The sequence below is a fragment of the Phenylobacterium haematophilum genome, from assembly GCF_014196295.1.
In the GTDB taxonomy this organism is placed as follows: domain Bacteria; phylum Pseudomonadota; class Alphaproteobacteria; order Caulobacterales; family Caulobacteraceae; genus Phenylobacterium; species Phenylobacterium haematophilum.
Window position 1 is genome coordinate 150909 of sequence record NZ_JACIDK010000002.1, and the last position, 11969, is coordinate 162877.

The window sequence follows — 11969 nt, forward strand, 5'->3', positions numbered from 1 at the left end:
TTTCGACGGGAAGGCCGGTTCGGGAAATCCGCAGCCACTAAGGCGTGCGTCCGCTTGCGACAGCTTGGAAAAGTTCGATGTATTCCACCGCCGCCAACGGTTGGAGATCGCACGCCTGCTCCACCGAGAACCACCCGATTTCCGAATGTTCGTCATTGGCGAGACGAATCTCGCCCTGCCAACGGCTCACGCGAAAGATTCGATACTCCGCCCCGGACGCAACACGTGTCCGGAGGATCTCGCCATCGATCTCGGCTTGAACGCCGATCTCCTCCTCGATCTCTCGTATGCAGGCGGCCTCAAACGTCTCCCCTGCCTCGACCCGCCCCCCAATCAGGTCCCAACAGCCCGCGGCTTCGACCTTCTCGGCACTCCTTCGGCCAAGCAGAACCTGCTGCCTCTGAACGATCAACGCCCCGACGAAATCGGATGGGACCTCCAATACGATGCTCCTCCTCAACGCGCCTTACCTCTATACAAACTCACCCCTTTAATTTTAGATGAACCTCTCTAATATCAAGGACATTGAGCGAGCCATAGAGAAAGCAGCGCGTCATGCCGCCACACGCCCCGCCGGCCGAAGGCGCCCAGCCGGCGCTGCGCCCAGAAAGCCAGGGCGATGCTCGAAACCGCGCGCCGATTTCGGACCGGCGGCGTGTGCTTGTAGCAGGCGCGACAGGCGCGGTCGGCCGCTCCCTGCTACCCGAGTTGGTCGCCCGCGGGCATACCGTTGGCGCGCTGGCCCGGCATCCCGGTGAAATCCCGCCAGAGATCGCCAGCTTTGCCGTCGATGCGCTTGACGCTGATGCGGTCCGGAAAGCGTTCGACGACTTCGCGCCCGAGGTAGTGGTCCACCAGCTGACAGCACTCCCGCCCGCGACCAGCCTTTGGCGCTTCGATCGCGACTTCGAGATGACGAATCGGCTCAGGACTGAAGGGACGCGCAATCTGCTTGATGCGGCCCGCCAATGCAGCGCGCCGCGTTTCGTCGCCCAAAGCTTCTGCGGCTGGCCTTACGCAAGAACCGGTCCCGCAGTGAAGACCGAGGCGGCCCCCTTGGATCCGAACCCGCCGGCGCGCCTTAGAACGACGATAAACGCGATCCGAGAGCTCGAAGCCCTGGTTCTCGAGGCGAGCGATCTGAACGGTGCTGTCCTGCGATATGGCGGCTTCTATGGACCCAACACGCACCTGGCTCCGGGCAGCGCTATGGCGGAAACTATCCGCAAAGGGCGCTTCCCACTGATTGGCGACGCGCAGGGGGTCTGGTCGTTCGCCCACATCGAGGACGTCGCCAGCGCCACCGCCATTGCGGCCGCATCCGATATTCCCGGGCTGTTCAATGTTGTCGATGATGATCCCGCAACCGTGGCGGATTGGCTGCCGTTCCTGGCTGCCACGATGGGGGCTCCCAAGCCCAAGCGCCTGCCTATGTGGCTGGCCCGCCTGCTGTTGCCCGAGCATCTCCGGGTGATGATGACGGAGGCGCGGGGCGGGTCGAACGCGCTCTTCCGACAGACCTTCGGCTGGAGGCCACGCTATCCGTCATGGCGTGAAGGGTTTCCCGCCGTGTTCCACCAGCAGAGAACCCTCGGCGAATGATCGATGAGGCGACCGCGCTCTGGGACCGTGGGCTCAAGGCTTTCGACGGACAGGCGTTCAGCGCGTTCCTGGGGGCGCGACTGATCAGTCTTGCGGCCGAAGGGGCGGAGATACGATTATCCGTAAGGCCGGAACTACTGCAGCAGGATGGATTCGTGCACGGCGGGGTTCTCGCCTACCTGGCCGACAACGCCCTCACCTTTGCGGGCGGGGCCGCGCTGGGGGGCGCGGTCGTCACAGTCGAGATCAAGGTCAACTATGTCCGTCCTGCCGTCGGTCTCGAACTGGTTGCGCGCGCGCACGCGGTCAGCGGCGGACGCACCACGGCGGTGGCACGCTGCGACATTCACATAGTGGATGAGGGGGCAGAGCGCCTGTGCGCCGTGGCCCAGGGAACGGTTGCGCGCATGCGCGAGCCCGCAGTTCCGTCGGACCGGCCTTGAGGTGTCCGCCATCGTGCGAACTGGCATCAGCAACATCCCTCGGCCATCAAGGCAGCCGGCGCACCGGAGCGCCGCCGCAATAGCAGCGGCGGCCTGGTGCGCGCTGTTCGGCGCGGTGCACGTCTATTGGGCTCTTGGGGGTGCTGTCGGACTTCCGACCGACCTTCGCCTAATCGACCATCCAAAACTCTTCATCGCTGACCTCGTCGCCATCCCTCTCTGCTTCGCATTTGCTTATGTCTGCATCGCCCTGAGGCGCGACCGGACCCGGGTGAGCCTCCTGATCGGCGCCGGACTCATCTGTCTCGTTCACTCGGTCCCGACGCTGATCGAATATGGCTGGCGATTGATCTCCGGCGCAGGGCTGCAGGGCCTGAGCGAGCGCGAGTCTCTGGCCGTGTTTGTTTACGAGCCCTTCTGGTTTCTCGGCGGAGTTCTGCTGCTCCTTGCCCGGCGTACGCCCAAATCCCGACGTCCCGTCTGTGCGACGTGACCTGGACCACCACCCTTCTGGTGCTCGCGGCGGCGGCGCTGCACGCGAGCTGGAACGCCGTGGTGAAGTCAGCTGGCGACCGGTTGATGTGTGTGATCGCGCTGTCCGGCTGGAGTTCCCTCATCGTAACCCCGGCCTTGCCGTTCTTTGCCTTCCCTGAGCGTCACCTGTGGCCGCTCCTCGGCGCCTCAGCCGCGCTCCACTGGACGTACACAGTCCTAATCGCTCTGAATTACGAGAAGAGCGACATGAGCCGGGCGTATCCGATCATGCGGGGTGCTGCGCCGCTGGTCGTCGCTGTGGCGACCACTCTTTTCATCGGTCAGCATCTGCCGCCATTGGCTTGGGTCGGCATACTCGTCATCTCCACCGGGATCCTGATGCTGTCCCTCGAGAGAGGCCTGCCGCGGGATTGGTCGGTCGTCGGACTCGCCCTCCTGAGCGCGACAGCGACAGCGGGCTACACCATAGTCGACGCCAGAGGCGTCCAGCTTTCCGGGTCACCAGTCGGCTTCGCCCTTTGGGTGTTCTGGCTGCTCGGCGCGCCGCTCGCTGCCTGGGCGTTGATCGTGCGACGCCGACCCTTTCTGGCGGTTCTTCGGACGCAGTCAGGGCCGACGTTCCTGGCGGGTGCGGGATCCGTCGCCTCCTACGGCCTCGCACTTTGGGCCATGACGATGGCGCCGATCGCGCTGGTCGCCGCGCTTCGGGAGACGTCAGCCCTGTTCGGCGCGCTCATTGCCGTAGTTTGGCTGAAAGAGAAGATTGGCTCCGCTCGCATCGCTGGGACCCTGGTCATTCTGGCGGGCGCCATCGTCATCCGACTGTCCTGACGGCACGTCAGTGCCCTGCGAGGACTTAGGCCGGGAGTGGATCGCCGCTGCGGAGCTGGGCGCGCCATATCCGGTCGTCATCCACCAGGTCCCCGAGAGTGAACGTACAGCGGCCGACCTCGGCAAAGCCATACCGGGCATAGAAGCGCTTTGCCCGCTCATTATGATCAAACACCGTCAGGTAGACTTCGTCGGCTCCGCGCTGGCGCGCTGCCGAAAGCGCCCACTCCATCAGGCGATCGGCAACGCCAAGGCCGTGCCAATCCTGGAGGACATACAGCTGCTGAAGCTCAAGCGCGCCGGCCGACGCATCGCTGAACGGAGCGCGGAGAGGCGTTAGCTTGGCGTATCCAATCGGCTCACCACGGCTTGTCGCGACCTGCCATTCGACACTCGGGTCGTCGAAATCACGCATCATGCTCCCTTGCGGGCCATAGACGCCGTCGCAGAAGGCTTCGAACGGAGCAGTTTCGAAGTCGCGCCCGAATGTCGCCGTGAAGATCTCTCGCGCCACCGGCCGCAAGCGGTTGAACAGCTCACGGCTCGGAGCCACGAGCGCAGAAGTCTCATCCCTCATCAACAACTCCATCCGGGGTTTGCAGCTGGCGACGTTGCAGCGCGGGGCAGTGTCGCCACCAGAGAAGGCTGCAAGTCGCCGAAAGCCCAGCAGGCACGTAGACAGTCAGCACGTCCACCGCACGGAAACCATGACCGCTATGCGCAGTGAACGCTTCGGCTGCGTGGATGCCGGCGTGTCCGATCAAGAACGCCGACCCTGCCAAGACCCCCGAGACTGCCGCTTCGGGACGCCAAGCCCCCCACGAGAACGCGATCCCGACAAGCCAGAAGGCTACGGCGAGGTCTCTGACCAGATGATCGTTGAACGGACCGCTCGCGACGACTCCAGGGAAGGTGTGAAACCAGTGCGACGGCGCAACGAGCATCCACATCGCTGCCGCGAGGAGCGAGCCGCCCAAGAGTGCCGCCAGCGTCCTAGCCGCGCGCGGCACCGACGAACTCGATCAGTCCAGGCAGGTCGTAGTAGTACATCTGCGCCTCGATCAGCCGGCCATTGGCGATCCGATATTTCGCCAGCGTCGGCGTTTCGAAGCTCGCTCCATCAGGACGGCGCGCCCGCCACGTATATTCGATGACGACCAGATCATCGTTGGAGGCTAGCACGCGCGGGTCCATGCGCCGCGTCTCTTCGTCAGGCTGGAGCGGTCCCCAAACTGCAGAAAACATCGCCGTCATGCCGGCCATGTCGGGCCCGCTGAAGTCGCCTGAATACGGCAACCCGGGCTGCCAGTGAAACGTCACCTTCGGGTCATAGAGCGCATGCAGCGTTTCGAGATCGCGCTGCTCCACCGCTCTTATCGTCGCCAATGCCACTTCTTCGTTCGTGGACATCACATCCCCCGTGTTCTAGACAGTCCCCTCTATAACGTCTCGGTCTGCGATGTCACGACATATCCTGTCACCCTGTGGGTCGACGCCCAAGGCGAAGGCCGCACACGACAATGCGCGGACGACTTCAAATAGACAGAAACACCTATTACAGTCCAAGCTGTCATGAGCAGGATGGGGGGCGCAGTGGTCCAGTCTCAAACGGCGGACGAACGAGCCGTTGAAGCGCGATCGGGCGTCGCGGCTTCACTGTGGATGCTGGGACCGCCCCTCGCAGCCCTCGCCTACCCTCACATCCTGAAGTCCTTTTCCGCGCAGATAGCGGACCGGCCGTCCGATCCTGCCGGCATAGCGATCGTGACCGCGCTCTTGCTCGCCGCCATGAGCGTGCCGCTCTACGCGCTCTACACCGCCGCGCGGCTGGGGCGTATCGACCATCCCTCTGCATTTCAGGTTCGGGCGCGTCGCCTGGCGTTCTTCAGTATGGCCGCGCCGCCCCTGTTCGTGCTCTTCGGGGTCGGACTAGGGCTCGTTGGCTCGCCGGTTCGCGACGTGACGGCCTGGACGGTGTGCTGGGCAGGCGCGACCCTCTACGGCGTCGTCGCCAGCCGCAGGACCATGGAAGTGCAGCGCGTAGCGCCGCCGAAGCTTCGGATCTTTCACGGCGCCACAGCGGCGCTGCTCGTCATATTTGTGGCCTTTCATCTCAGCAATCACCTCGTGGGACTGTTGGGGCCCGACGCCCATGCGCGCGTCATGGCGGTCGGGAGGACCGTCTATCGTTCCGGGGCGGTCGAGCCCCTTCTGATCGCTCTTCTACTGACCCAGATCGTGACAGGCGGGAGGCTGGCGTGGCGTTGGACGACGTCAGGCGGCGACTGGCACAGGACGCTTCAGATCGGGTCCGGCGTTTACCTCGGGGCTTTCATCGTCACCCACCTGAATTCTGCCCTCATTTCCGCCCGTCTCGTTCGCGACCTGCCGACAAACTGGGCGTGGGCGTCCGGCGCGCCGGAGGGGCTGCTCTACGACGCCTGGAACATTCGGTTGTTGCCCCACTACGCCTTCGGCGTGCTCTTCGTGGCAGTCCATCTGTCGTCCGGCCTACGGGTTGTGCTTATGGCCCACGGCGTGGGTCAAAGGGCCGCCAACATGATCTGGATCGCCGGGGCGGTCGCCGGCGCAGCGGTCGCAACGGCGATCGTCGCCGCCCTCTTGGGCGCGCGGATATGATATCGCTCAGTGTTGTCCACGTCGCTTCAGAACCGAACCCGTCTTCGGCCACTGCAGCGCAGGCCGCTTCGCGGGCTTTAGGTCTTTCCGTCTCGTTGGACGGTGCACTACGAACTTGCCTAGGGTCGGCTCAGAACTCCAACGAGCAACAAGACGCACGGTCCTTGTCTCGGACCTATTTCAGAAGGTAACCGTCGCGAATGCCAAGACCCGCAAAATTTGACGAAGGTCAGATCCTCGACGCCGCCGCCGCGCTCGTATCTTCGCGCGGACCTGCCGCGGCGACGATGACCGCAATCAAACACGCGCTGGGGGCTCCGAGCGGTTCGATCTATCACCGCTTTCGGACGCGGGATGAACTCCTCGGCAGGCTTTGGCTGAGCAAGGCCCAGGCCTTTCAGGACCGCTGGATGGCGGCATTGGAGGAAGTTGATCCGGTGAAGGCCGGTCTCGAGGCGGCCTTATCGATGCCGCGGCAGGTGCGGGCAGACTTCGACGGTGCTCGCGTCATGCTCCTTCACCGTCGCGAGGACTTCATGCTCGATGGGTGGCCACCTGAGATGAAGGCTGAGGCCGAACGCCTTGGCCGCCAGATAAAGCAGGGGCTTGGCCAGATGACGCGACGCTTATTCGACCTGGACACGGCGGCCACGCGTCGCGCGACGGCCTTCGCCACGATCGATATCCCGTTCTCGGCTGTTCGCCGCTACGTCGGCGAAGGCGGTGCGCCCCCGCCCCATGTCGATGCACTTATTGAGCGGGCCTACTCTGCCGTGATGGATGCCGAACGACACAGCGAAGCGTGATTTCGCCAGCATGCTATCAGGCGGCCGGACGTGGCGTCCTAGCTTCTGTAGCGGACTAGGATCCTCGCACTAGTCCCTGCTGGCGACGACGTAGAGCGCATCTGACGCCCATGCATCCCGAGCATCCTCCCAACTGACCAAGGTCGCAGGGACAATCCCTGGATCGAAGCCGCAGCAACTCCACGCGTGCATCGTGCCGTCATGAAGACCGCGGCAGTCCGGTCGGCCGATCTCCCATGCGACGCCCCGATGATAGAGGGCTGCCGTGTCGAGGATGGGCGAGCCGTCGATACACGGCGCCGCACTTGTCACCTGGCCGGCAGGCGCCACCGCGGCGAACGCACTCTCCAAAGCCCGCTTCGACGGATGCGCGACGAAGACAATATCGTAGGTCGCCGGCTCTACGTCCTCGAACTGCAAGCAGCCGATCCCTTCCCGTAAGGCGATCTCGCGTCGCGCGATCTGGTCATCGACATAGTGTATGACGGCGGCTCCGCATGCCTTCGCCATGAGGGCGGCGAACAGTCCGATCACGGCCGGCATGCCGCCGATGACGAGCACGCGCGCTTCCGGAATGCGAGCGACATGCGGACCGATCCCTCGCCACGCATCTGTCGCCATATCGGCCAAACCGATCAGGTTTGTCGGATGCGCGCCGAACGGAACCGGCGTAAGCATCGCGTTGGCGTAGGGCACTCGCAGTCGGTCCGACAGACCGCCGCCGAAATCACCCTCGCGGCCCATTCCATACGACGCGCCGAACGGAACGCTAGTGCATCGTCCCGTGGCCCCGCGCATGCAGGGTCCGCATTCTCCGCACGATATCTGAGCCGACACAAAGACACGGTCACCGAGCTTGAACTTCGTGTCGGCGCCGAGCTCCACCACCTCAGCGATGATCTCATGGCCGATCGGCGAGCCAGGAGGCAGGCGCATCAGTCCATTTACGAACGCGACGTCGAGGTCGCAGCGGCCCACGACGAGAGGACGGACGACCGCTTCACCATCCCCTTGAAGGGCGACAGGCAAGCTATCGCGCCATTCCAATCTGCCACGTTCGGCGAACACCAGGTGGGGCACAATCGACTCCCTTCGCTGACAACCGATCTCTCTCGCGCCACGACGCCGACGATTCGTATCGCGTCGAGGCCCTGCAGCGAAATGGACTATATTCTCTAATTCATTTTCGCTAGTGTTCTTAGCGGCGCGGTTCGCACCGCCCACGGAACGCTCGCTTGACCTCTGGGCGGTCTGACGGGCCGCTGCTCATCACCCCCCGAGCAGCGGCCCTATACGCAGGCCCCGACCTTTCGCAGCAGGAGGCTACGGAATGATCGTGCTGGTAAGCGGAGCGATTGCCTTCTTCGTGCTGCACCGGGTGGTGTCCGCCGGCCCGCTACGTGCACCGCTCGTCAAGCGGTGCGGCGAGCCCGTTTTCCTCAGATTGTTCGGCCTCGCATCATTGCTGTGCTTGATATGGCTGACCATCGGTTACTGGCTTGCGAGTGGCGACGCTCCGCCGTTGCGCTGGACATCCCGGCCGCAAGGTTGGGTGATGTGGGCGCTACAGTTCGCATCCGTGTTCCTGATCACGGGCGGCGCTCTCGTCCGTAACCCCGGCACGGCGGGTATGACGGACTCGGTAAGCGAGCCTGACATCGCGCGGGGCATGTTGCGCGTGACTCGCCACCCGTTTCTCTGGGGTGTCGGCATCATGGCGATCACTCACATCCTCACTCGGCCTGATGATCCAACGCTGATTTACTTCGGCACGCTGGCGATCCTGGCGCTTACGGGGACGGTCAGCATTGATCGTAAGCGACGGCTAAGGCTGGGCGATGCTTGGATCGCTTTCGAACAAAAGACATCCAACATTCCGTTCGCCGCGATTCTGACGGCTCGCCAGACCCTCAGACCGCGCGAGATCGGGCTGACGCCTTTCGGTGTCTCGGTCGGTCTGTTCCTAGTGGTCGCAGTTCTGCACTGGCTGCTCAGCCCGCTGGTCACCTAGCAGGTTACTTTGCGAGGCTATGTATCGGCCATCGACATCCGTATCGCACGGTATTAGAGAAGAGCGCCTGATATGATGGCGTCGGAGACTGGCAGGTGGCTCGATCCATAGACTGCAACACCGCTCTTCACGCTAGCCGGAGTGGTGAGAATGTCGCTTTTCAGCCAAGCCTTGATCGCCGCTGTGTTGGCTATGTGTAGCGCCCCAACAGCCGCTCAAAATGCTCCGGCGCCGGATACGGGATCGCCCCAAGCGGCGGCGGCAAGCCAGGAAGCCGCGATGGCGCGATTCCCTCTCGTCTACGTCGTGCGCTATCGACCCGGCCCAGCCTACCAGGCTGAAAAGCCGCTGTTGCGGCAGAACTTGCGTGATCACGAAGTCTACATGCGTCGGCAGACTGAAGCTGGCGTCATCATTGCGGCTGGTCCCACCTTTGACGAGGCGGGCGGACTGGTCCTCATCAAGGCCGCAAGCCGCCAAGAGGCCGAAGCCTTCATCCGAACCGATCCTGCGGTGATCGCCGGTGTCTTCGCCGGCGAGGCAACGGACTGGCGGCCGGTGTTCGACGCCGGGGCTATATTCCGCTCTGCCCAGCGCCCCTCGAACTGAGCAGGTGACGCCGTGGCGAAGGTTCTGATCCTCTATTACTCATCCTACGGCCATACCGCGCGGATGGCTGACGCCGTTGCGGAGGGCGCGCAAGAAGCCGGCGCCGTGGTCGACATCCGGCGCGTTCGTGAAACCGCGCCCGCCGATGTGGTGGAGGCTGCTCACTTCAATCCCGATACATCGCACGCCGTCCTGGACGACCCGATGACGCTTGCCGAGTACGACGCCATTGTGATCGGCGCGCCGACGCGGTTTGGACGTATGCCGAGCCAGATGACGGCCTTTCTCGATCAGGCCGGCGGCCTTTGGAAAGAGGGCGCGTTGATCGGCAAAGTCGGAGCAGCATTTACGTCATCAGCCACCCAGCATGGCGGACAGGAGACGACGCTGTTCAGCATCATCACCAACCTCCTCCACCTCGGTTTGGTGATTGTTGGATTGGATTACGGGTTCTCGGGCCTGCAGAACGTCGAAGGTGTCCACGGCGGCGCGCCTTACGGAGCCGGCACAATCGCGGGCATAGACGGAAGGCGCCAGCCCACCGATGTCGATCTCGAAGGCGCTCGCCACCAGGGCCGCCGTGTCGCAGAGCTGGCGAGCCAGTTGTTTGGGTGATGGGCGGAGGGAGATGGAGACCGACCGCGCAGATCTCCTCAGCATAGTCCCGCTGGCGCGATCTCACTTCCGAACGATTTCCTCATGGTTCAGAAGCGCGCGCGATGTCGCCATATGGGCAGGGCCGTCATCGACCTACCCGGTGGACGATCGTCAGTTCCAGGTGATGTTGAACGAGGCGTCGCAGTCGCCGCCATGCCGTATTGCGCGCGTCGCGACACTTGGATCCGAGGTCGTGGCGCACGCCCAACTCGCTGTTGACCGAAGAGTTGGAAGTGCAACCCTGCAAAGGGTTGCGGTGTCGCCTTCGCAACGCGGAAGAGGGCTGGCCGGCCGTTTTCTGAAACAGATTTTGGCTGAGGGCTTCAGCATCGCGGAGATCGAGCGGATCGACTTGTTGGTCTTTCCATTCAACACGCCCGCAATTCGCGCTTATCAAAGCCTTGGGTTTATCCACGAGGGGCGACTGCGGTCCTCTATGCCGTTCGAGACCGAGCGTTGGGATACCTTGTTGATGTCAATCCTTCGAAGCGAGGCCACGCCGGCGATATCGCAATCGTAATCACGGCAGGCACGGCGATGGCGGCCGTCGGACGTGGTTCAGAGCAATCCTGTTGCGACAAGCAACGATGCCGTCGTCATCAAGATCCAACCAGGGTGAAAGCCTCGGACAGCGATAAGGTTTGCGAGTGCGGCGTAGCCGTAGATCACAAGGCCAAATCCCGCGGCGATCCATCGGGGTTCCCCCGTCGCGCGAACTCCAGCCCAGATCAACAGCAGACCTACCAGCAGCCACGACAGGGTGCTCACGTGCAGAAGCGGCGCGACGAGCCGTCGTATAGGCCGCCGCAGTCTTCCGTCGGCCCTTACTGCGCTGTTCACCTGTTCGATCATGTGTCCTTGCATGATGACGCCATGCAGAAGGGCTGTGACCGCTCCGATGACGCCGGCGGCAATGAGCGCGATATCACGCCAGCTCTGTTCCATGGCGAACGCGTCCTCCTTTTTCAGCCAGTCCGAGCCGCATTCGGCTCCGGGCGACGCACGGCCATGGCGTCACCGAAAGCGAGGGAAGCCAACGCGCCCGCCAGCGCTATCGCCATGGCCGCGAAACTCCATTCGCTGGGCTCAGCAAGTTGAGCCGCCAGTCTCGGAATATGCAGAAGCAGAATCCAGCTTACGAACATGCCTGAGACGACGAGCGCCCCGATCGCGCGGCTCGCTCGGGCCATCAAGGCGATGGCTGCAACGATGAGAATGGAGCCGGTGACGAGAGGAAGCTCGCCACGGAATGGAATCCAGCCTGGTATCAGACTGGAGATGGCTTCGATATTCAGCAGGTGGATCGCTCCGAAAAGCCCGCACATCGCCGCCGCGACCGCGGTTGCCCCTCTGAGCGCCCGCTCAACGTTGACCTGTTTCAGCCTCGACAGGTGAACGACCCCGACCGCGGAAAGGACGAGCATCTGGGCAACGACCACCCAGGCCGTTGGCTCGGTTCTCGTCGGAAGCGCGCCTGCCGTCGACAAGGCCGCAACGCCAAAACAGGTGGCGGCGAACGCGATCGCCGCCCAGCATCTGCGAGACCACATCAGAATCGAAAAGCTGGCGAGAGCAACGAGCCCATTTGCGACGAGCATCGCCGCTTCCATTGCCGAAGTCGCTGGCGCAGCCGCAAGACCCCCGATTTCGGCGACTGCGTAGACGAGCAGACCAAAAGCCGCCGTTCGGATCGCCGCCAGACATGCACCGCCCGCATCCATGAACTGACCCACGGCAACCTCCCGGAACCCAGCAGGCCATTCTTCACGGCCTGGCACGTGATGTTCGACCGAGCCGGCCGACGGCTCGGTGCATAGGCGTTATAGAGATAGACGGCTAATTGGAACAAGCTGTGCAGTTGCTCCGCCAGCATCG

The 11969-nt window shown here is 63.5% G+C and carries 16 protein-coding genes; 10 read left to right on the forward strand and 6 right to left on the reverse strand.

The features are described from left to right. Nucleotides 1-37: 37 nt before the first annotated feature. Nucleotides 38-442: an NUDIX domain-containing protein gene (locus GGQ61_RS06585; protein WP_183770880.1), complete on the reverse strand. Its 405-nt coding sequence runs from the start codon at nucleotides 440-442 to the stop codon at nucleotides 38-40. 113 nt (nucleotides 443-555) lie between these two features. On the opposite strand from GGQ61_RS06585, the gene GGQ61_RS06590 reads away from it, so the two are divergent. The 4 genes from GGQ61_RS06590 to GGQ61_RS22605 are packed head-to-tail and all read left to right on the forward strand — an operon-like array spanning nucleotide 556 to nucleotide 3371. Continuing rightward, a complete protein-coding gene (locus tag GGQ61_RS06590; RefSeq protein ID WP_183770883.1) occupies nucleotides 556-1602 on the forward strand; it encodes an NAD-dependent epimerase/dehydratase family protein in 1047 nt (348 codons plus the stop codon). Next, complete coding sequence (locus GGQ61_RS06595; RefSeq protein ID WP_183770891.1) at nucleotides 1599-2045, forward strand: PaaI family thioesterase; 447 nt, start codon at nucleotides 1599-1601, stop codon at nucleotides 2043-2045. Before GGQ61_RS06590 ends, GGQ61_RS06595 begins: the two co-directional genes overlap by 4 nt. Nucleotide 2046: 1 nt before the next feature. Then, nucleotides 2047-2538, forward strand: coding sequence for a DUF3995 domain-containing protein (locus GGQ61_RS06600; RefSeq protein ID WP_183770893.1), 492 nt, complete (start codon nucleotides 2047-2049; stop codon nucleotides 2536-2538). Next, on the forward strand, nucleotides 2535-3371 hold the full coding sequence (locus GGQ61_RS22605; protein ID WP_221220912.1) for an EamA family transporter: 837 nt from the start codon (nucleotides 2535-2537) through the stop codon (nucleotides 3369-3371). Before GGQ61_RS06600 ends, GGQ61_RS22605 begins: the two co-directional genes overlap by 4 nt. Nucleotides 3372-3396: 25 nt before the next feature. On the opposite strand, the gene GGQ61_RS06610 is transcribed toward GGQ61_RS22605, so the two are convergent. Next, complete coding sequence (locus tag GGQ61_RS06610; protein ID WP_183770895.1) at nucleotides 3397-3948, reverse strand: GNAT family N-acetyltransferase; 552 nt, start codon at nucleotides 3946-3948, stop codon at nucleotides 3397-3399. Between the two features lie 416 nt (nucleotides 3949-4364). Further along, nucleotides 4365-4781 (reverse strand): nuclear transport factor 2 family protein, encoded by a 417-nt coding sequence (locus GGQ61_RS06615; protein WP_183770897.1) that lies wholly within the window; start codon nucleotides 4779-4781, stop codon nucleotides 4365-4367. A gap of 171 nt (nucleotides 4782-4952) precedes the next feature. Between GGQ61_RS06615 and GGQ61_RS06620 the strand changes: the two genes are divergently transcribed. After that, nucleotides 4953-6011, forward strand: a complete 1059-nt coding sequence (locus tag GGQ61_RS06620) for a hypothetical protein (protein ID WP_183770899.1) — start codon at nucleotides 4953-4955, stop codon at nucleotides 6009-6011. Between the two features lie 200 nt (nucleotides 6012-6211). Then, entirely contained in the window at nucleotides 6212-6817 is a 606-nt protein-coding gene (locus tag GGQ61_RS06625; RefSeq protein WP_183770901.1) for a TetR/AcrR family transcriptional regulator, read from the forward strand. A 69-nt stretch (nucleotides 6818-6886) separates the two neighbouring features. Here the strand turns inward: GGQ61_RS06625 and GGQ61_RS06630 are convergent, their stop codons facing one another. Then, nucleotides 6887-7897, reverse strand: coding sequence for an alcohol dehydrogenase catalytic domain-containing protein (locus GGQ61_RS06630; protein WP_183770903.1), 1011 nt, complete (start codon nucleotides 7895-7897; stop codon nucleotides 6887-6889). 250 nt (nucleotides 7898-8147) lie between these two features. Here GGQ61_RS06630 and GGQ61_RS06635 point away from each other — a divergent pair, with 250 nt between their 5' ends. From GGQ61_RS06635 to GGQ61_RS06650, 4 genes are all read left to right on the forward strand, one after another. Further along, nucleotides 8148-8828 carry an NnrU family protein gene (locus GGQ61_RS06635; protein ID WP_183770905.1) on the forward strand — a complete coding sequence of 227 codons (681 nt, stop codon included), beginning with the start codon at nucleotides 8148-8150 and terminating at the stop codon, nucleotides 8826-8828. 150 nt (nucleotides 8829-8978) lie between these two features. Continuing rightward, nucleotides 8979-9437: a YciI family protein gene (locus GGQ61_RS06640; protein ID WP_183770907.1), complete on the forward strand. Its 459-nt coding sequence runs from the start codon at nucleotides 8979-8981 to the stop codon at nucleotides 9435-9437. A 12-nt stretch (nucleotides 9438-9449) separates the two neighbouring features. Further along, entirely contained in the window at nucleotides 9450-10052 is a 603-nt protein-coding gene (gene wrbA, locus GGQ61_RS06645; protein WP_183770909.1) for an NAD(P)H:quinone oxidoreductase, read from the forward strand. A gap of 13 nt (nucleotides 10053-10065) precedes the next feature. Further along, the gene (locus GGQ61_RS06650; protein ID WP_183770911.1) at nucleotides 10066-10614 is read left to right on the forward strand and encodes a GNAT family N-acetyltransferase; all 549 of its coding nucleotides are present in this window, start codon (nucleotides 10066-10068) and stop codon (nucleotides 10612-10614) included. 38 nt (nucleotides 10615-10652) lie between these two features. Here GGQ61_RS06650 and GGQ61_RS06655 read toward each other — a convergent pair whose 3' ends face one another. Both GGQ61_RS06655 and GGQ61_RS06660 read right to left on the reverse strand, forming a co-directional pair. Then, nucleotides 10653-11039, reverse strand: coding sequence for a hypothetical protein (locus tag GGQ61_RS06655; RefSeq protein ID WP_183770913.1), 387 nt, complete (start codon nucleotides 11037-11039; stop codon nucleotides 10653-10655). A 20-nt stretch (nucleotides 11040-11059) separates the two neighbouring features. After that, nucleotides 11060-11827, reverse strand: coding sequence for a hypothetical protein (locus GGQ61_RS06660; RefSeq protein WP_183770915.1), 768 nt, complete (start codon nucleotides 11825-11827; stop codon nucleotides 11060-11062). Nucleotides 11828-11969 lie beyond the last annotated feature (142 nt).